Annotated in this window: 16 protein-coding genes; 13 read left to right on the top strand and 3 right to left on the bottom strand. The window is 68.0% G+C overall.

Features of this window, described 5'->3' with window-relative positions; genetic code table 11:
- Nucleotides 1-53 precede the first annotated feature (53 nt).
- The 5 genes from BCEP18194_RS21305 to BCEP18194_RS21285 all read left to right on the top strand — a co-directional run bounded on the left by BCEP18194_RS21305 (nt 54) and on the right by BCEP18194_RS21285 (nt 4,742).
- Nucleotides 54-422: a helix-turn-helix domain-containing protein gene (locus tag BCEP18194_RS21305; RefSeq protein ID WP_050781607.1), complete on the top strand. Its 369-nt coding sequence runs from the start codon at nt 54-56 to the stop codon at nt 420-422.
- Between the two features lie 7 nt (nt 423-429).
- Nucleotides 430-1,755 (top strand): type II toxin-antitoxin system HipA family toxin, encoded by a 1,326-nt coding sequence (locus BCEP18194_RS21300; RefSeq protein ID WP_011353329.1) that lies wholly within the window; start codon nt 430-432, stop codon nt 1,753-1,755.
- A 182-nt stretch (nt 1,756-1,937) separates the two neighbouring features.
- Nucleotides 1,938-2,954: a taurine ABC transporter substrate-binding protein gene (gene tauA / locus BCEP18194_RS21295; RefSeq protein WP_011353328.1), complete on the top strand. Its 1,017-nt coding sequence runs from the start codon at nt 1,938-1,940 to the stop codon at nt 2,952-2,954.
- Nucleotides 2,955-2,982: 28 nt separating this feature from the next.
- Nucleotides 2,983-3,780: a taurine ABC transporter ATP-binding protein gene (locus tag BCEP18194_RS21290; RefSeq protein WP_011353327.1), complete on the top strand. Its 798-nt coding sequence runs from the start codon at nt 2,983-2,985 to the stop codon at nt 3,778-3,780.
- The gene (locus BCEP18194_RS21285; RefSeq protein WP_011353326.1) at nt 3,780-4,742 is read left to right on the top strand and encodes an ABC transporter permease subunit; all 963 of its coding nucleotides are present in this window, start codon (nt 3,780-3,782) and stop codon (nt 4,740-4,742) included. The genes BCEP18194_RS21290 and BCEP18194_RS21285 overlap by 1 nt, the downstream gene beginning before the upstream one ends.
- Nucleotides 4,743-4,768: 26 nt before the next feature.
- Here the strand turns inward: BCEP18194_RS21285 and BCEP18194_RS38765 are convergent, their stop codons facing one another.
- The 3 genes from BCEP18194_RS38765 to BCEP18194_RS21270 all read right to left on the bottom strand — a co-directional run bounded on the left by BCEP18194_RS38765 (nt 4,769) and on the right by BCEP18194_RS21270 (nt 8,283).
- Complete coding sequence (locus BCEP18194_RS38765; RefSeq protein ID WP_011353325.1) at nt 4,769-5,365, bottom strand: hypothetical protein; 597 nt, start codon at nt 5,363-5,365, stop codon at nt 4,769-4,771.
- A gap of 5 nt (nt 5,366-5,370) precedes the next feature.
- Nucleotides 5,371-7,248, bottom strand: coding sequence for a gamma-glutamyltransferase (gene ggt, locus BCEP18194_RS21275; protein ID WP_011353324.1), 1,878 nt, complete (start codon nt 7,246-7,248; stop codon nt 5,371-5,373).
- A 72-nt stretch (nt 7,249-7,320) separates the two neighbouring features.
- Nucleotides 7,321-8,283, bottom strand: coding sequence for a LysR family transcriptional regulator (locus tag BCEP18194_RS21270; RefSeq protein ID WP_011353323.1), 963 nt, complete (start codon nt 8,281-8,283; stop codon nt 7,321-7,323).
- 249 nt (nt 8,284-8,532) lie between these two features.
- Between BCEP18194_RS21270 and BCEP18194_RS21265 the strand changes: the two genes are divergently transcribed.
- The 8 genes from BCEP18194_RS21265 to BCEP18194_RS21230 all read left to right on the top strand — a co-directional run bounded on the left by BCEP18194_RS21265 (nt 8,533) and on the right by BCEP18194_RS21230 (nt 20,085).
- Entirely contained in the window at nt 8,533-10,665 is a 2,133-nt protein-coding gene (locus BCEP18194_RS21265) for a 3-hydroxyacyl-CoA dehydrogenase NAD-binding domain-containing protein (RefSeq protein WP_011353322.1), read from the top strand.
- Nucleotides 10,666-10,694: 29 nt separating this feature from the next.
- Complete coding sequence (locus BCEP18194_RS21260) at nt 10,695-11,903, top strand: acyl-CoA dehydrogenase family protein (RefSeq protein WP_011353321.1); 1,209 nt, start codon at nt 10,695-10,697, stop codon at nt 11,901-11,903.
- A gap of 14 nt (nt 11,904-11,917) precedes the next feature.
- Complete coding sequence (locus BCEP18194_RS21255; protein WP_011353320.1) at nt 11,918-13,054, top strand: acyl-CoA dehydrogenase family protein; 1,137 nt, start codon at nt 11,918-11,920, stop codon at nt 13,052-13,054.
- 30 nt (nt 13,055-13,084) lie between these two features.
- Complete coding sequence (locus tag BCEP18194_RS21250) at nt 13,085-14,290, top strand: CaiB/BaiF CoA transferase family protein (RefSeq protein ID WP_011353319.1); 1,206 nt, start codon at nt 13,085-13,087, stop codon at nt 14,288-14,290.
- Between the two features lie 121 nt (nt 14,291-14,411).
- On the top strand, nt 14,412-14,717 hold the full coding sequence (locus BCEP18194_RS21245) for a DUF485 domain-containing protein (protein ID WP_011353318.1): 306 nt from the start codon (nt 14,412-14,414) through the stop codon (nt 14,715-14,717).
- 11 nt (nt 14,718-14,728) lie between these two features.
- Nucleotides 14,729-16,423: a cation acetate symporter gene (locus tag BCEP18194_RS21240; protein ID WP_011353317.1), complete on the top strand. Its 1,695-nt coding sequence runs from the start codon at nt 14,729-14,731 to the stop codon at nt 16,421-16,423.
- A gap of 358 nt (nt 16,424-16,781) precedes the next feature.
- Nucleotides 16,782-18,071, top strand: a complete 1,290-nt coding sequence (locus BCEP18194_RS21235) for a dicarboxylate/amino acid:cation symporter (RefSeq protein WP_011353316.1) — start codon at nt 16,782-16,784, stop codon at nt 18,069-18,071.
- A 4-nt stretch (nt 18,072-18,075) separates the two neighbouring features.
- Nucleotides 18,076-20,085, top strand: coding sequence for a sensor histidine kinase (locus tag BCEP18194_RS21230; protein ID WP_011353315.1), 2,010 nt, complete (start codon nt 18,076-18,078; stop codon nt 20,083-20,085).
- Nucleotides 20,086-20,116 lie beyond the last annotated feature (31 nt).

Genomic DNA, 20,116 nt, shown 5'->3' with positions numbered 1-20,116 from the left:
TCTTAATGATCGCTTGCCTTGAGATCTGGCAGTGTCGACCTATAATGGGTCTCATGGAAACCATTAAATCGGATAAGGGCTCGGTTGAGAACCATAAGGTTGAACGACCTTTGCCTGTCATTGTGCAGCGTACGCTCAAGAAACTGGGTGGCGACATCAATCGTGGCCGGCGTCGGCGCGGGTTGACGCAGCAGGCGTTGGCCGAGCGTGTCGGAGCGGGACTCAGCACGATCAAGCGACTGGAGGCCGGTGATCCGCGCATGCAGTTGCATGTGCTTGCGCGCGTGCTTCAGGTGTTCGGCGAACTCGACCGGCTGAGCGATCTGCTCGACAGCGCACAGGACGACGTCGGGCTCGCGCTGATGGACGAGCAATTGCCCCGACGGGTTCGCACGTCCAAGAAGACTCCCCACGCATTTTGAGCAGCGAATGAACGGTAAAGCGATCAAGCCGGATGTCAGCGAAGCACTGGACTTGCACATCGGTACGTCCGGGCTGCCGGTCGGGCACTTGCTGTATGTGAGCCAAGGGCGGCGCGAATTGTCCCAGTTCGTCTATGACGAGCGCTGGTTGACGCATCCCGATCACTTCGAGATTTCGCCCGACCTGCCGCTGCACGCCGGCTATCAGACGCGTCGCGCACCGCGCGCGGTGGATTCGGTCTTTCACTTCGCGCTTGCCGATACGGAGCCCGATGCATGGGGGAGGCGCGTCATCGATCGCGCGCATGCCAAGCTGCGTCGAACCCAGCCCGACCTCAGGCCACTCAACGAGCTGGATTATTTGTGTGCGGTCGATGACTTCAGCCGGGTCGGTGCACTGAGGCTGTGTCGTTCGGGCCGGTATTTGCGGACCGAGGAGGACGGGCGGCGGACCACGCCGCCTTTCATCGAACTCGAGCGGATCGCCGATGCCACTCGCGCGCTCGAGGCGGGCACCGACACGGCCGCCGATCTGCGCTATCTGCAGGGCAAGGGTACGTCGCTGGGCGGTATGCGCCCGAAATGCACGGTGCTGGACGAGAACGGCAGACTCGCCATCGGCAAGTTTCCCAGCATCGGGGATACGATCAACGTAACGCGAGCCGAGGTGCTGGCACTGCGTCTCGCTCGCACGGCCGGTATCGATGCGGCGGGCGCACGATGCGTGATGGTGGGCGAGACGCCTGTCGCGCTCATCGACCGGTTCGACCGCACCGGCGACGATCTTCGTATTCCGTATCTGTCGGCCGCATCGATGCTTCAGGCGTCCCGTGACGATGAGCATGCCTATACGGAGATCGTCGATGCGATGCGCCAGCATGGCGCTCGGCCGCTCGATGATGCGCGCGAGCTCTGGCGGCGTCTCGTGTTCAACCTCCTTATCACGAACACTGACGACCATCTGCAGAATCTCGGCTTCCTGTATGACGGCAATCGACGATGGCGGTTGGCACCGGCCTTCGACGTCAATCCGATGCCCGGCAAGCTGCGCGAATCGAAGACGTGGCTAACCGAGGATACGGGTCCGATCGATTCGATTGGCATGCTGCTCGATGCCTGCGGTCATTTTTCGTTGACGCGTGAACAGGCGCTTGACGTGCTGGGCGTCGTGTTCGATGCCGTCCAGAGCTGGCGGCGCATCGGTCAATTGGCGGATATCGGTTTGACGGTACGGGAGCTCGACGATCTCGAAGACGCTTTCGAGCACCCGCAGACCGAGCAAGCGCGCAGGTATCTCGGCAGGCCGGTGCGACGCGGGACAGGCGAACGCTGACACACGCGTTCCGCGTCCCGGCACGACAATCGCCACCCGACCGGACGCGCAATCCGGTCGAGCGTGGAAAGCAAAGCTGAAACGGCATCGATAGCTTCGCAGGATAAGTTCGCTCCCGCCGCGCGCAAAGCTCCTATAGTCGGCTCTCCCGCAGCAATGCCCGCATTCCGAAGGAGAGCCGCATGTCCCGTTTCAGCTTCATCCGCCGCGCCGTCGTCGCGCTGACCGCCTTTGCCGCGCTCGGCGCGGCGCACGCCGAAACGCGCGAAGTCGTGATCGCGTACCAGGACATGGTGGTGCCGTGGCGCTACGCGCAGGCGAGCGGTGAAGTCGAAAAGGCGACCGGTTACAAGGTCACGTTCCGCAAGCTCGACAGCGGCGCCGACGTGATCCGCGCGCTCGCATCGGGCTCCGTGCAGCTCGGCGAAGCCGGCTCGAGCCCGATCGCGGCCGGGCTGTCGCAGGGGCTCGACATCTCGCTGTTCTGGGTGCTCGACAACATCAACGATGCCGAGGCGCTCGTCGCGCGCAACGGCTCGGGCGTCACGAACGTCGCCTCGCTGAAGGGCAGGAAGATCGGCGTGCCGTTCGTGTCGACGTCGCATTTCCACACGCTCGTCGCGCTGCAGGCCGCGGGCGTCAATCCGAACGACGTGAAGATCGTCAACCTGCGTCCGCCCGAAGTCGCGGCGGCGTGGGCGCGCGGCGACATCGACGCGACCTACATCTGGGATCCGGTGCTCGCGAAGGTCAAGCAGTCGGGCACCGTGCTGACGACGTCGGGCCAGGTTGCGAAAGAAAGTGGCAAGGCGACGTTCGACGGCTTCGTCGTGAGCCGCAAGTTCGCGCGCGAGAACCCCGAGTTCGTCACGCGCTTCGTGAAGGTGCTCGCCGCCGCCGATGCCGATTACCGTGCGCATGCGGCGGCGTGGAAGGTCGGCTCGCCGCAGGTCGCGGCGGTCGCGAAGGTATCGGGCGCGAACACGCAGGACGTGCCGGCGAGCCTCGCGCTCTATGCATTCCCGACGGCGGCCGAGCAGGCATCGCCGACGTGGCTCGGTGGCGGCGCGCAGTCGGGCGCTGCGAAGTCGCTCGCGGCGACTGCCACCTTCCTCAAATCGCAAGGCACGATCCAGACGGTGCTCGCCGACTATTCGGCCGGCGTCGATCCGCAGTTCGTGCAGAAGGCCGCGCGCTGAGCGCGGCGATCATCGCGGAGTCCTGAGCATGAGCACGCTGGAAGTCCGTCAGGTATCGGTTGCCTATCCAGGCGAGCGCGGCAGGCCGACGACACAGGCGCTCGCGTGCGTCGACCTGCGCATCGATGCCGGTGAATTCGTCGTCGCGCTCGGCGCGTCAGGCTGTGGAAAGACGACGCTGCTGAACTGCATGGCCGGCTTTGTCGCGCCGACGACCGGTGAGGTGTGCGTCGACGGCGTGCCCGTCACGGGCCCCGGCGCCGACCGCGGCGTCGTGTTCCAGAAGTACGCGCTGCTGCCGTGGCTCGACGTGCTCGACAACGTCGCGCTCGGGCTGCGCTTCGCACGCGTGTCGAAGGCCGAGCGCGAAGCACGGGCGCGGGAGATGCTCGCACTCGTCGGGCTCGACGGTCATGCGCATGCGCGCGTGTACGAGCTGTCGGGCGGGATGCAGCAGCGTGTCGGCATCGCGCGCGCGCTCGCAAGCGACCCGCGCGTGCTGCTGATGGACGAGCCGATGGGCGCGCTCGACGCGATGACGCGCGGCACGATGCAGGCGCTCGTGCTCGACGTGTGGGCGCGCACCGGCAAGACGGTGTTCTTCATTACGCACGATGTCGAGGAGGCGCTATTCCTCGCGACGCGTCTCGTCGTGATGACGCCCGGCCCCGGCCGGATCGCGGAAACTTTCGAGTTGCCGTTCGCACGCCGCTACGTCGAATCGCGCGATGCGCGTGCGGTGAAGTCTTCACCGGATTTCATCGCGTGGCGCGAGCGGCTGATCGCATACCTGCATCGCGACGAGGCGGCCGAGGTGGCCGCGTGATGCACGAACTCGTGCGACAGGGCGCGTCGGTCGGACGCGGTCGGATCAGCACTTTGCAGAGGCAGGACAGCATGAGCACGCAGGATTCGTGGGCGGCCGACGGGACGGCCGCAGGTTTCGGGCAGGGCGATCGCACGGGGACTCGGGCGACGGAACGTCGTGCACCGTCGTCGCGCCGCTACCGGTTGCCGGGGGAGGGGAAGACGGCGGCCTTGAGCACGGCGACGGTCGCGGTGCTGGCCGTGCTGTGGTGGGTCGCCACGCATCGCCAGTGGCTGCCGCCGCTGTTCTTGCCCTCGCCGGAAGCCGTGTGGGCGGCATTCGTCGACGCTTGGCATGGTCGCATTCAGGGTGGGCTGCCTTTATCCGAGCACCTGCTATGGAGCGCCGCGCGCGTGTTCGGCGCGTTCCTGCTCGCGACCGCGATCGGCGTGCCGGCCGGCATCCTGATGGGTGTGAGCCGCGTTGCGCGCGGCGTGCTCGATCCGTTGCTGGAGTTCTACCGGCCGCTGCCGCCGCTCGCGTACCTGCCGCTCGTCGTGATCTGGTTCGGCATCGATGAAACGGCGAAGCTCGTCGTGATCTTCCTCGCGTGCTTCGCGCCGATCGCGATGGCCGCGCGCGCCGGCGTACGCGCGGCGACGGTCGAGCAGATCAACGCCGCGTATTCGCTCGGCGGCAGCTTCGCGCAGATCGTGCGACACGTGGTGCTGCCGGCTGCGCTGCCGGAGATCCTCACCGGGCTGCGGATCGCGATCGGCTTCGGCTGGACGACGCTCGTCGCGGCCGAGATGGTCGCCGCGACGGCCGGGCTCGGGCAGATGGTGCTCAACGCGTCGAGCTTCCTGCGTACCGACATCGTCGTGATGGGGATCCTGATCATCGGCGCAATCGCGTGGCTGTTCGATCTCGCGATGCGGTGGGTCGAGCGGCGGATCGTGCCGTGGAAGGGGCGGGGCTGACGCGCGATCGGTGGTCGGCCGCGTATTCAGATGTGCTGATGGACGACGGAAAGCGGCCGACCGTATGCGGCGCCGAATTCGGCGATGAACGCATCACTCAGCAGCCAGTTCTTGAAGCAGAAGCCGAGATGGCCGAACGCCCATGGCGGGTCGTATCGCCACTGTGTGACGGGCTGCCGATGGCCACATGCGGCGCACACGAGCGGCGCGTCGTCGTCGCCGTGGAACCAGCGCGTGAATGCATCGCTCCACGCCTGGCCGAATGCCGTCTGCTCCGCTTCGCATGACGGGCAGAATACCTCGAGACCGTTTCCGCCTGCATCGAAAATGCGTCGCTCGACGATCACTGTCAGCCAGTTCGGAACCGGCGGTGGCAAGGCTGCACGGGCATCGCACGCACGGGTGTAACGTGGTCCGGGCGGATAACCCGTCTCGTTGCGTTCCGTGAGGCCGGTTCCATCGAGTCCATACGTTCGGCACCAGTCGCGATACAGGTCGCCGACCCGCGTCGCCGCACCGACGATTTCATGCGCCTGCAGCCACGCGATCATGCGTTGCGCCGCGGCAGGGGCTTCCGCGAGCGAAACCACCGGATCGACCAGATAGGTAAAGTTGTCGCTCATCGCCCTCAATCCCCCATCGCCATCCCTTCCCGCCGCGGATCCGCCCCGCCGAACCACACCGTCTGCCCCTGCACGTTCAGCCGCTGGATCCCCTGCAGCCCCGAGTTCATCTCGACGACCTGCACGTCGTGCCCGCGGCCCTTCAGCCCATCGGCGAGCGCGTCCGACACGCGGCCGCGTTCGAGTTGCGTCGGCCCGTTCATCGAACCGAAGTTCGGCAGCGCGATCGCCTGCTGCATCGTCATCCCCCAGTCGAGCACGCCCACGAGCGTCTTCGCGACGTGATTGATGATCGCGGGGCCGCCGGCCGAGCCGACGACCATCGTCACCTGCTTCGTCTTCTTGTCGAACACGAGCTCCGGCGACATCGCCGAGCGCGGCCGCTTGCCGGCCTGCACGCGGTTCGCGACCGGCCGGCCGTTGTCGTTCGACACGAACGAGAAATCGGTGAGCTGGTTGTTCAGCATGAAGCCGCGTACCATCAGCCGCGAACCGAATGCGTCCTCGATGCTCGTTGTCATCGACAGCGCCTGGCCGTAGCGGTCGACGATCGCGATGTCGGACGTCGACGGCAGCTCGGGGCTGCGGTCGTCGGCCATCGCGAGCGTCGCGCCCTGCGGCGTGCCGGCCTGCGCGACGCCCATGCTGCTGTCGCCGATCAGGTGCGCGCGCTGCGCGAGATAGGTCTTGTCGGTGAGGCTTGCCCAGCTGCCGCCCGGCAGCGGCACGAAATCGGGATCGGCCACGTAGCGCGCGCGGTCCGCATACGCGAGGCGCCCGGCTTCGCTGAACAGGTGCGCGGCGAACGGCGTGGGCTCGAAGCCGACGTCGTTGCGCACCGGCTTCTGCGCGCCGATCTGCTGCCAGTCGGGCATCGCTTCGAGGATGCCGAGCATCTGCGCGATCGCGAGGCCGCCCGACGACGGCGGCGGCATCCCGCACACGACCGAGCGCCGGTAGTCGGCGCACAGCGGCGTGCGCACCTTCGCCTTGTAGCGCGCGAGATCCTGGAGCGACAGCAGGCCCGGGTTGGTCGGGTGCTTGCGCACCTTCGTGACGATGTCGCGCGCGATCGCGCCGCTGTAGAACGCGTTCGCGCCGCGGTCGGCGACCTGGCGCAGCACGGTCGCGAGCGCGGGGTTCTTCAGCACCGTGCCGGCCGCCTTCGGCGTGCCGTCCGGGTTGTAGAAGTACGCGCGCGCGGCCGGGTCGTTCTTCAGGTACTTGTCGTTCGCGATCAGCATCGCGAGCCGCGGGCTGATCGTGAAGCCGTGCTCGGCGAGCCGGATCGCCGGCTGGAACAGCCGGCGCCACGGCAGCTTGCCGTGCGCGCGGTGCGCGGCGTCGAGCATGCGCAGCACACCCGGCGTGCCGACCGAGCGCCCGCCGACGACACCTTCGTAGAAGCTCATCGGCTGGCCGGTCGGCCCGTAGAACAGGCGGTCGGTCGCGGCGGCCGGTGCGGTTTCGCGGCCGTCGTAGGCCTGTGTCGCCTTGCCGTCGAAGTACAGCATGAACGCGCCGCCGCCGATTCCCGACGATTGCGGCTCGACGAGCGCGAGCACCATCTGCGTCGCGATCGCCGCGTCGATCGCGGTGCCGCCCGCCTTCAGCATGTCGTAGCCGGCCTGCGTCGCGAGCGGGTTCGCGGCGGCGATCATGAAGTGCTGCGAGGTCCAGCCCGGCTTGTCGGTCCAGCCGGACGACAGCTCGGGCGCGTGGAAGCCGGGCAGCGGCACGGCGGCGCCCGATGCGGCGGCGACGGGCACCACTGCACCCGACGGCGGCGTGGACGGGGACGTGCAGCCGGCGTTGAACGCGACGAGCGCGACGGCGGCGAGCAGCGTCCAGGAGCGCGAATGCGGACGAATCCGGTCGAACATTGAACCCTCGGCAGCAGTGAATTCGAAGGAGGCGACGGTGCCGGCGCAACGCGGCTGCCCGCCCCGGGCGCGCTATTGTCGCCGCGCGGCCGGCGGCTTGTCACCCGACAGGAAACCCTGACGCATCGCGCCGGGCCCGCCCCGGCCGGTCTTTCCGGCCTGTTCGAGGATGAACTCTATGAACGTCGAGGTCGCACGCGTGTGGTGCCGGTTCGGCATGTAGAGCATGTACATGTGCGTGCCGAAGATGCTGAGCCGGTACGCGTCGAGCGACGTGACGACCGTGCCGCGCCGGATGTCGTCCTGCATCACGTAGTCGGGCACGATGCCGACGCCGATCCCGCCGAGGATCGCCTGCCGCAGGAACAGGAAGTTCTCCGAAATCAGCGTGGGCTCGAGCAGCACCTCGTGGCGCTCGTCGCCGAGATACGCGGCGATCCTGAGCTGCCGGCCCATGACCGTCGCGGTCACGACGGGGGAGGCCGACAACGCGCCGAGGCTCGCCGGCATCCCGTGCTCGGCCGCGAAGGCGGCCGATGCGCACGCGACGTAGCGCACCGCGCCCATGTCGCGCGCGACGAGGTTCTGCGGTGGCTCCGGCATCACGCGCACCGCGATGTCGATCTCGTCGCGCATCAGGTCTTCCACGCGGTTCTCGAACACGACGTCGAGCACGATGCCCGGATGCAGCCGCTTGAATGCAAGCAGCCAGTCGGACATCACCATCTGCCCGTAGCCGCTCGGCACCGACAGCCGCACGCGGCCCTGCAGGTCCTGGCCGAGCGTCGTCACCGATTCCTGCGCGGCCAGCAGTTCGTTGCGGATGCGCCGGCCGTGCTCGTACAGCTTCAGCCCGATCTCGGTCGGCTCGATGCGCCGCGTCGTGCGCCGCACGAGCTGCTGGCCGATCGAGCGCTCGAGCTGGTTCAGCCGGTAGCTGACGTTCGCGCGGCTCATCTTGAGCCGCTGCGCGGCCTTGCTGAGATTGCCGGCGTCGAGGATCTCGACGAGCAGCGTCAGCGCGTTCAGGTCCATGCGTCGCGTCTCCTGATCCGTCCCGTTTAATGGTCGGAAGCATTCAGTGTCAAGTCAGACTTGACAGCTTGTAAAAGCAGGAGGGAATTGTCAATGAATCTCGATCAATCGAGAATCGGGTCATGCCCGGCGTACGGCCGGATCTTGTCCTGCTTCGTGCGGGACCGGGGCCGGTGCCCCGGCGCCGCTTGCGTGGCCGCGAGCCACGAACCGGCGTCGACGCACCGGCTGCCGCGTCAAGGAGACACGATGAACTCACCCGCTTCCCCCACCAGCCCGGCCAGCACCGTCACGCGCGAACGGCGCGACAAGGTGCTCGTCGTCACGATCGACCATCCGCCCGTCAACGCGCTGTCCGCCGATGTGCGGCGCGGCCTCGCCGACGCGCTCGACGTTGCGCAGGCCGACGACGCGATTCGCGCGGTGCTGATCGTCGGCGCCGGCCGCAATTTCATCGCGGGTGCCGACATCCGCGAATTCGGCAAGCCGATCGTGCCGCCGTCGCTGCCCGACGTGTGCGAGCGGATCGAATCGGGCACGAAGCCGGTCGTGGTCGCGCTGCACGGCGCGACCCTCGGCGGCGGCCTCGAAGTCGCGCTCGCCGCGCATTACCGGCTCGCGGTGCCCGGCGCGAAGCTCGGGCTGCCCGAAGTCACGCTCGGCCTGCTGCCTGGCGCGGGCGGCACGCAGCGCGCGCCGCGCCTGATCGGTGCGAAGGCCGCACTCGACCTGATGCTGACGGGCCGTCATGTGAGCGCGGACGAAGCGCTCGCGCTCGGCCTCGTCGACCGCGTCGCGCACAGCGACGACACGCTCGCCGAGGGCCTCGCCTATGCGCAGGAGCTCGTGTCGCTCGGCGCACCGGTGCGCCGCACGCGTGATGCGCAGGGGCTCGTCGACCGCGCGGCCGCACAGGCCGCGATCGATGCGGCGCGTGCGGAGCTGCCGAAGAAATCGCGCGGCCTGTTCTCGCCCGCGAAGATCGTCGACGCGGTCGAGGCCGCGCTCACGCAGTCGTTCGACGCGGGGATGGCGTTCGAGCGCAGCCTGTTCCTGCAGTGCATCGACAGCCCGCAGCGCGCGGGCCTCGTGCACGCGTTCTTCGCGGAGCGCGAAGCGGCCAAGGCGCCCGAATCGCGGCGCGCGAGCGCGCGGCCGGTCGAGCGGATCGGCGTGGTCGGCGGCGGCACGATGGGCGCGGGTATCGCGGTCTCGGCGCTCGATGCCGGGCTGCCGGTGACGATGATCGAACGCGACGAAGCATCGCTCGCGCGCGGCCGTGCGCACGTCGAGAAGGTATACGACGGCCTCGTCGCGAAAGGGCGGATGACACCGGCCGCGCACGCCGCGCGGCTCGCGCGCTTCAAGGGCGGCACGTCGTACGACGCGCTCGCGCAGGCCGACGTCGTGATCGAGGCCGTGTTCGAGGACATGGCCGTGAAGAAGGCCGTGTTCGCCGAACTCGCGCGCGTGTGCAAGCCGGGCGCGGTGCTTGCGACCAACACGTCGTATCTCGACATCGACGAACTGGCCGCGAGCATCGACCGGCCGGCCGACGTGATCGGCCTGCATTTCTTCTCGCCGGCCAACGTGATGAAGCTGCTCGAGATCGTCGTGCCGGCGCGCGTGAGTGCGGACGTCGTCGCGACCGCGTTCGCGCTCGCGAAGCAGCTGAAGAAGACGCCGGTGCGCGCGGGCGTGTGCGACGGCTTCATCGGCAACCGGATCCTCGCCGTCTATCGCACGGCGGCCGACTACCTGATGGAGGACGGCGCGTCGCCGTACCAGATCGATCGTGCGGTGCGCGAGTTCGGCTTCCCGATGGGGCCGTTCCAGGTCGTCGACCTTGCGGGCGGCGACATCGGCTGGGCGACCCGCAAGCGCCGCGCGGCGACGCGCGACCCGCGTGCGCGCTACGTGGAGATTTCCGACCGGCTGTGCGAGCGCGGCTGGTTCGGCCAGAAGACCGCGCGCGGCTACTACCTGTACCCGGACGGCGCGCGGGTCGGCACGCCGGACCCGGAAGTCGAGACGATCGTCGCGGAGGAGCGCGCGAAGAAGGGCGTCACGCCGCGCACGTTCACCGACGACGAGATCATGCGCCGCTACCTCGCCGCGATGATCAACGAAGGCGCGAACGTCGTGCACGAGAAGATCGCGCTGCGCCCGCTCGATGTCGATGCGGTGTTCCTGTACGGCTACGGCTTCCCGCGTTATCGCGGCGGCCCGATGCATTACGCGGACACGGTCGGCCTCGCGAACGTGCTCGCCGATATCCGCACGTTCGCGAAGGAAGATCCGCTGTTCTGGAAGCCGTCGCCGCTGCTCGTCGATCTCGTCGCGCGCGGCGCGGATTTCGCGAGCCTGAACCGCATCGACTGAACGCCCACCGCATTCGCCACGGACCGAAGATGGACCTCAATTTCACTCCTGAAGAGGAAGCCTTCCGCACGGAAGTGCAGCGCTTCCTGCAAGCCGAACTGCCCGCGCGCATCGCGCGCCAGGTGAAGGGCGGCCTGCATCTCACGCGCGACGACATGCGCGAATGGCATGCCATCCTCAACGCGCGCGGCTGGCTCGCGAGCCACTGGCCGCGCGAATACGGCGGCCCTGGCTGGAGCGTCGCGCAGAAGTTCCTGTTCGACAACGAATGCGCGCTCGCGGGTGCGCCGCGCATCGTGCCGTTCGGCGTGAACATGCTCGGCCCCGTGCTGATCAAGTACGGCAACGAAGCGCAGCAGCGCCACTGGCTGCCGCGCATCCTCGACGGCACCGACTGGTGGTGCCAGGGCTACTCGGAGCCAGGCGCCGGTTCCGACCTCGCGGCGGTGAAGACGACCGCGGTGCGCGGCATCGACGCGCAAGGCGAGCACTACCTCGTGAACGGCCAGAAGACGTGGACCACGCTCGGCCACTACGCGAACATGATCTTCTGCCTCGTGCGCACCGCGACCGACGTGCGCAAGCAGGAAGGCATCAGCTTCCTGCTGATCGACATGAACACGCCGGGTGTCGAAGTGCGCCCGATCATCACGCTCGACGGCGAGCACGAGGTGAACGAGGTGTTCTTCACCGACGTGCGCGTGCCGGCGGCCAACCTCGTCGGCGAAGAGAACCGCGGCTGGACCTACGCGAAATACTTGCTCACGTACGAGCGCACCAACATCGCCGGAATCGGCTTCTCGACGGCCGCGCTCGACCGGCTGCGCGCGGTGGCCGCGAAGGTCAAGAAGAACGGCCGGCCGCTCGCGGACGATCCGTTCTTCGCGGCGCGCGTCGCGCGGGTCGAGATCGAACTCGAGAACATGCGCACGACGAACCTGCGCGTGCTGGCCGCGGTCGCGGGCGGCGGCGCGCCCGGTGCGGAAAGCTCGATGCTGAAGATTCGCGGCACGCAGATCCGCCAGGAGATCACCGCGCTGATGCGCCGCGCGATGGGGCCGTACGCGCAGCCGTTCGTCGAGGAAGCACTCGACGGCGACTACGACGGCGAGCCGGTCGGCCCGGACGAAGCCGCGAGCGCCGCGCAGCAGTATTTCAACAACCGGAAGCTGTCGATCTTCGGCGGCTCGAACGAGATCCAGAAGAACATCATCGCGAAGATGATGCTCGGGCTGTAACGAGGGACGCGACGATGGATTTCCAGCACACAGAAGACCGCCGGATGCTGGCGGATACGTTGAACCGCTTCATCGCCGAACAGTACGCGTTCCCGGTGCGCGATCGCATCGCGCAGTCGGCCGAAGGGTTCGATCGCGCGATGTGGCAGCGCTTTGCCGAACTTGGCACCGTCGGCGCGCTGTTTCCCGAAGCCGACGGCGGGTTCGGCGGCGCGGGTTTCGACATCGCCGTGGTGTTCGAATGCCTTGGGCGCGGGCTCGTCGTCGAGCCGTTCCTCGGCGCGCTGCTCGCGGGCCGTGCGCTGTCGCTCGCCGGTGGCGCTGCGCATCGCGACCGGCTGGCCGCGCTGATCGACGGCAGCGCGAGCGCCGCGTTCGCGCATGACGAGCCGGGCTCGCACTACGAACTGACGACCGTGCGCACGCGCGCCGAACGCTCGAGCGACGGCTGGGTGCTGACGGGCGCGAAGGGTGTTGTCGACCAGGCCGCTCAGGCAGCGTTCTTCGTCGTCAGCGCGCGTGTGTCGGGTCACGACGACGATGCGGCCGGCATCGGCCTGTTCGTCGTGCCGGCCGACGCGCCGGGCGTGTCGCTGCGCGACTACAAAAAGATCGACGGCGGCCGCGCGGCCGAAGTGCGCTTCGAGCGCGTCGCGCTGCCGGCCGATGCCGCGCTCGGCGCGCACGATGGTGAAGCGGGCACCGAGCTGCTCGAACGCGTGCTCGGCTACGGGCTGCTCGCACTGTCGGCGGAGGCGCTCGGCGCGATGGACGTCGCGAAGGAGTACACGCTCGACTACCTGCGCACGCGCAAGCAGTTCGGCTTGCCGATCGGCAGCTTCCAGGCGCTGCAGCACCGGATGTCCGACCTGCTGCTCGAAGTCGAGCAGGCGCGCTCGGCCGTGATCAACGCGGCCGCGCAGCTCGATGCGCCGCGCGCGGTGCGCGAACGCGTGCTGGCGGCGGCGAAGGTCACGATCGGCCGGATCGGCACGCTCGTTGCCGAGGAGAGCATCCAGTTGCACGGCGGGATCGGGATGACGTGGGAGCTGCCGCTGTCGCACTACGCGAAGCGCCTCGTGATGATCGATCACCAGCTCGGCGACGAGGATCACCATCTCGCGCGCTACATCGCGCTGTCGAAACAGTAAAAGCAAATCACGCGAATGGAGGAGACAAGGATGACGAACGAATCGCGCGCATTGCCGCTGGCCGGCGTGAAGGTGCTCGATTTCTCGCGCGTGCTCGCGGGCCCGTGGTGCGCGATGGTGCTCGCCGACTTCGGCGCGGAAGTGATCAAGGTCGAGCATCCGGCGCGCGGCGACGACACGCGCGACTGGGGCCTGCGGATCGGCGACACCGAAACGACCTACTTCAACAGCGTGAACCGCAGCAAGCGCTCGATCTGTCTCGACCTGCAGACCGAAGCAGGGCAGCGGCTCGCACGCGAGCTGGCCGCGCAGGCCGACGTGGTGCTTCACAACTTCAAGTTCGGCGGCGCGGAAAAGCTCGGGCTCGGCTACGACGCGCTGTCCGAGTTGAACCCGCGCCTCGTGCACTGCGCGATTTCCGGCTACGACCGTTCGGGCGCCGAGGCCGCGCGGCCCGGCTACGACCTCGTCGTGCAGGGCGAGGCCGGGCTGATGGCGCTGAACGGCGAGGCCGGCCAGCCGCCGCTGAAGTTCGGCGTCGCGGCGGTCGACCTGTTCACCGGCATGTATTCGGCGCAGGCGATCCTCGCCGCGCTGTACGAGCGCCATGCGACGGGGCGCGGGCGGCGCATCGAGATGGCGCTGTTCGATTGCGGGCTGATGATCACCGCGTACTACGGGCTCGACGCGCTGCTGATGGGCGAGGACCCGCCGCGCTACGGCAACGCGCATCCGTCGATCGTGCCGTACGGCGTGTTCGACGCGGCCGACGGCCCGCTCGTGATCACGGTCGGCAACAACACGCAGTTCGCGCGCTTTTGCGACGCGATCGAGCGGCCCGATCTCGCGGCCGACGCGCGCTACAAGACCAACCTCGGCCGTTCGGAAAACCGCGCTGAACTGCTGCCCGAGATTCGCGGCGAACTCGCGCGCCGGTCGCGCGCGACGTTGCTCGCGGCGCTCGCCGATGCGGGCATTCCGTGCGGCGAAGTGCTCGGGCTGCACGAAGCGCTGAAGTCGGAACGCGCGACGAGCGCGGGGCTCGTCACGCGGCAGCCGCATCCGGTCGCGGGTGGCGTCGACGTGCTTGCGCCGCCGTATCGGTTCGACGGCGCGCGGCTGCCGGTGCGTGGTGCGCCGCCGGTGCTCGGCGCCGATACGGATGCGGTGCTCGGCGGCTGGCTCGGGATGTCGGCCGACGAGGTCGCGCGGTTGCGGGCGGATCGCGTGGTCTGAACGCAAGCCCACACACGGGCAGGACACATCGCATTGCACCGCCGCGGCGCGGGCGGATCGGTAGACGCGCCATCCATCCACAAGACACCCCTCGCAATGACGAGGAGGAAATGGAGACACCATGGAGCTTTCCGTCATCGAATCGGTCACGGCGCGCCGTGACTACCAGCAACTCGTGCGTGCGCGGCGCCGCTTCAGCTTCACGCTGACGGCGCTGATGATCGCCACGTACTACGGCTTCATCCTGCTCGTCGCGCTCGCGCCGCATGTGCTCGCGGCGCCGCTGTACCGCGGCGCGACGACGACGGTCGGGATCGCCACCGGCGTCGCGATCATCCTGGTCGCGATCAGCCTGACCGCGTGCTATGTGCTGCGCGCGAACCGTGCGTTCGACCGCCGCGTCGACGCGATCCTGCAGCGTTCGTGACGGAGGCCGACATGCGACGACTCTCGATCGCGCCCGGCGCGCTTGCTGTTCCCTTCGCTCTCGCTTCTTCCGCCGCGCATGCCGTATCGGTCGCGGGCCCGATGCCCGACAAGGTCGAACTGAACCCGGTCGCGATCGGGATGTTCTTCGCGTTCGTGTTCGCGACGCTCGCGCTCACGCGCTGGGCCGCACGGCGCACACGCTCGACGCGCGACTTCTACACGGCCGGCGGCGGCATCACCGGGCTGCAGAACGGGCTCGCGATCGCGGGCGACTACATGTCGGCCGCGTCGTTCCTCGGGCTGTCCGGGATGGTGTTCATGTTCGGCTTCGACGGGCTGATCTACTCGATCGGCTTTCTGGTCGGCTGGCCGTTCGTGATGTTCCTGATCGCCGAACCGCTGCGCAACCTCGGCAAGTTCACGTTCGTCGACGTCGTTGCGTACCGCTTCGCGCAGCGGCCGATCCGGCTGCTGACGTCCGCGAATTCGCTGACCATCGTCGTGCTGTACCTCGTCGTGCAGATGGTCGGCGCGGGCAAGCTGATCCAGCTGCTGTTCGGGCTGTCGTACGGCACGGCCGAGCTGATCGTCGGCGTGCTGATGGTCGTCTACGTGTTCTTCGGCGGGATGACCGCGACCACCTGGGTGCAGGTGATCAAGGCCGTGCTGCTGCTGTGCGGCGCAACGCTGCTCGTCGTGCTCGCGCTCGGCGAATTCGGCTTCAGCATCGACGAGATGTTCCGCCGCGCGGTGGCCGTGCATCCGGGCGCGCTGTCGATCATGGGCCCGGGCAAGCTGATCCGCGATCCGGCCAACGCGCTGTCGCTCGGGATCGCGCTGATGTTCGGCACGGCCGGCTTCCCGCACATCCTGATGCGCTTCTTCACGGTGCCGAACGCGAAGGAGGCGCGCAAGTCGGTGCTCTACGCGACCGGCTTCATCGGCTACTTCTACCTGCTGACCTTCGTGATCGGCTTCTCGGCGATCGTGCTGCTCGCGCAGCATCCGGAGTTCTTCAAGCTCGGCGCGAACGGCACGTTCAACCTGACGCACGACCTGCTCGGCGGCTCGAACATGGTCGCGGTGAAGCTTGCGCAGGCGGTCGGCGGGAACTGGTTCTACGGCTTCATCGCGGCCGTCACGTTCGCGACGATCCTCGCGGTGGTCGCGGGCCTGACGCTCGCCGGCGCGACGACGATCTCGCACGACCTGTATGCGCAGATGTGGGCGCGCGGCAAGCCCGACGAACGCGTCGAGATGCGCATCTCGCGCGCGGCGACGATCGTGCTGTCGGCGGTCGCGATCGGGCTGTCGATCCTGTTCGAGCACGTGAACGTCGCGTTCATGGTCGGCCTCGTCGCGGCGGTGGCCGCGAGCGCCAATTTCCCGGTGCTCGCGATGTCGATCTTCTGGCGCGGGATGACGACGCGCGGCGCGGTGCTCGGCGGCAGCCTCGGCCTTGTGTCGGCGGTCACGCTCACGGTGCTGTCGAAGTCGGTGTGGGTCGACGTGCTGCACCACGCGCACGCGCCGGTGTTCCTCGACAACCCGGCGCTCGTGTCGGTGCCGCTTGCGTTCATCGGGATCGTCGTCGGCTCGCTCGCGGATCGCGGCGAGCGTGCGCGGCGCGAGCGCGAGGCCTTCGCGCAGCAGGAGTTCTACGCGCAGACGGGCGTGCTGGCCGGCCGCGCCGTGCAGCACTGATTCATCTGATGAATGTGCTTGTCCGTCCGGATCGCCGGACGGATATTTTCCGGAAATCCGGAATCCCGGATTTCCTTGCCTGTCGCATTATGAGAAATACAATGAAAACAAAGGTTTGACGGGTTCCGGGAACCTGGCATCGACCTTGCAATATAAAAGGCACGGCCATCCCCCGGCCGAACTACTACAGCAAGCAAGGAGACAATCGATGACCACTGCCTTCCTCCCCCTCCGGACGTCCTGAGGCATCGCTTGTTGCGGCACGGCAGCCGCGCGGGCGAGTGAATCTTCCCCTGTGACATTCGTCCGCGCGCGTGACGCCGTTTCAATCGGCTCATCTACTTCTGCAGGAACCATCGTGAAGAAGAAACCCTTCTACAAAGTGCTCTATGTGCAGGTGATCTTCGCCATCATCGTCGGCGTGATCCTCGGCCACTACTATCCGGCGCTCGCCACCGACATGAAGCCGCTCGGCGACGGCTTCATCAAGCTGATCAAGATGGTGATCGGCCCGATCATCTTCTGTACGGTCGTTACCGGCATCGCCGGCATGGAGGACATGAAGAAGGTGGGCCGCGTCGGCGGCAAGGCGCTGCTGTACTTCGAGATCGTGTCGACCTTCGCGCTGCTGCTCGGCCTCGCGGCCACGCACATCCTGCGTCCGGGCGTCGGCTTCAACATCGATCCGGCGACGCTCGACGGCAAGGCCGTCGCGTCGTACGCGGCGAAGGCGCACGGGCAGTCGACGGTCGACTTCCTGATGCACATCATCCCGAACACGATGGTCGATGCGTTCGCGCAGGGTGAAATCCTGCAGATCCTGCTGATCGCACTGCTGTTCGGCAGCGTGCTCGCGCACCTCGGCGAGCGCGGCAAGGTCGTCACCGACTTTATCGACGGCCTCACGCGCGTGCTGTTCGGCATCGTGCACATCGTCACGAAGCTCGCACCGATCGGCGCATTCGGCGCGATGGCGTTCACGATCGGCAAGTACGGCGTCGGCTCGCTGGTGCCGCTGCTCAAGCTGATCGGCACGTTCTACCTGACGTCGGTCGTGTTCGTGCTCGTCGTGCTCGGCACGATCGCGCGCTTCACGGGCTTTTCGATCATCCGCTTCGTGTCGTACATCAAGGAAGAGCTGCTGATCGTGCTCGGCACGAGCTCGTCGGAAGCCGCGCTGCCGCAACTGATGGAAAAGCTCGAGAAGGCAGGCTGCTCGCGTTCGGTCGTCGGCCTCGTCGTGCCGACCGGCTATTCGTTCAACCTCGACGGCACCAACATCTACATGACGATGGCCGTGCTGTTCATCGCGCAGGCGACCAACATCGAGCTGACGTGGATGCAGCAGCTCACGCTGCTGGCCGTCGCGATGCTGACATCGAAGGGTGCGAGCGGCGTCACGGGCGCGGGCTTCATCACGCTCGCTGCGACGCTGGCCGTCGTGCCGACGATCCCGCTGTCGGGCATGGTGCTGATCCTCGGTATCGACCGCTTCATGAGCGAGTGCCGTGCGCTGACCAACATCGTCGGCAACGGCGTCGCGACGGTCGTCGTGTCGGCCTGGGAGAAGGAACTCGACCGCAACAAGCTGCGCCAGGCGCTGACCGGCGGCGGCGAGGTCACGACGACCGAGACGGCCGGCGTCTGACGTCATGAAGGAGCAGGCGGCGGCACCGCCCGCCGGCCGCACGGCCCGCGGCGGCCAGGGCAGGGAGGCGGAGGCCTATGACACAATAGGCGATCCGCATCGCCAGGAAGCCTCGACCGTGACGCGCCGTCTGCTCATTCTCGTCGTGCTTGCCGCCGCGCTCGCCGCGGCGTGCACGCTGACGTGGACGATCACCTGGCGGCGCGGCGTTGCCGAGCTGCAGCGCAACGCCGCGGTGCGCGTCGACCGCACCACCAACGCGCTGAAGAGCACGCTCGACCGCTACGAATCGCTGCCCTATTTGCTCGGCAGCCATCCGTACGTGCAGGACCTGCTCGCCGAGCCGAAGCGCGCCGACTACACCGCGCGCGTCAACCGCTATCTCGAAGACCTCAACGAACACGCGCACGCGACCGTCACCTACGTGATCGGCGCGGACGGCCTGTGCGTCGCCGCCAGCAACTGGCGCGCGCCCGACAGTTTCGTCGGGATCGAATACCGCTTCCGCCCGTATTTCCTCGATGCGATGAACGGCCAGGTCGGCCGCTTCTTCGGGATCGGCACGATTTCGCGCGATCCCGGTTACTACATTTCGCAACCGGTGTGGCGCGACGGCAAGATCGCGGGTGTCGTCGTCGTGAAGCTCAACCTCGAATGGTTCCAGGGCGCCGATGCGTCCGAGCCGCTCGTCGTCGCGGACGACCACGGCGTCGTGTTCCTGTCGTCGGTGCCCGCCTGGAAGTACCACACGCTGCGCCCGCTGACGGGCCCCGTCGCCGCGTCGATCTACGAGACGCGCCAGTATGCGCAGCAACCGGTCACGCCGCTGCCGCTGCGCATCGAGCAGGTGCGCGGCCCCGATGCGGAGATCGTGCGCCTCGGCCCTGGCCTGCGCGCGCCGCGCTTCCTCGCGAGCAAGCGCCGGATCGGCGAGCCCGACTGGCTGCTCGTCACGCTCGCGCCGATCGCACCCGTCGACGCCGATGCGCGCAACGCGACGATCGTCACGGGTTTCGGCTTCGTGTCGGTCGCGCTGCTTGCGTTCTACTGGCGGATGCGCCGGGCGCGCGTGCGTGAAATGATCCGCGGCCGCGCGCTGTTGCAGCAGGCGTATGCGGAACTGAACCGGCGCGTCGAGGAGCGCACGGCCGACCTGTCGGAAGCGAACGAGCAATTGCAGAAGGAAGTCGGCGACCGGATCCGCGCGGAGCAGGAGCTGCGCGCTGCGCACGACGAACTGATCCAGGCGAGCAAGCTCGCCGCGCTCGGCCAGATGGCGGCCGGCATCACACACGAACTGAACCAGCCGCTCGCGGCGCTGCGCAGCTTCTCGGACAACACGCGCGTGCTGCTCGACCGCGGCGAGCAGGCGGCCGCGCGCGAAAACCTCGAGGCGATCGCCGCGCTCACCGAGCGGATGGGCAAGATCACGAACCAGCTGAAGCTGTTCGTCGGCCGCGCGAAGCCGCGCAACGAGCAGGCGCTCGTCGTGCGCGCGCTGCGCAGCGTGCTGTCGCTGCTCGACGAGCGCATGCGCGGCGTCGCGCTCACGCTGACGCTGCAGGACGCGACCGTGTCGCCTGCGCACGATGCGCCGCTCGACCTGGCGCGCGACTATCCCGAGCTCGTCGCCCGTTGCGAGGATCTGCGCCTCGAGCAGGTGCTGATCAACCTGCTTGGCAACGCGCTCGATGCGGTCGCCGGGGTGGCGGTGCCGGCGATCGAGGTGACCATCGCGGTGTCGGCGGCGACGCTCGCGGTCGAAGTGCGCGACAACGGCTACGGCATTGCGCCCGACCTGCTGCCGCGCCTGTTCGAGCCGTTCTTCACGACGAAGGAAATGGGGCGCGGGCTTGGGCTCGGCCTTGCGATCTCGTCGTCGATCGCGAGCGACGCGGGCGGTGCGCTCACAGCGCGCAACGCGCCGTCGGGCGGCGCGCTGTTCGTCTTGACGCTGCGACGCGCACGCACGCATCATCCGGACTCCGTGTCCGAGTCGGCGAATTCGCGCTAGGCGGCGTCCCGCCACCCGCCCGATCGGCGCA

The organism is Burkholderia lata, assembly GCF_000012945.1.
In the GTDB taxonomy this organism is placed as follows: domain Bacteria; phylum Pseudomonadota; class Gammaproteobacteria; order Burkholderiales; family Burkholderiaceae; genus Burkholderia; species Burkholderia lata.
The sequence above is the reverse complement of the archived record's forward strand: the minus strand, read 5'-3'. Positions and strand labels throughout refer to the sequence as shown.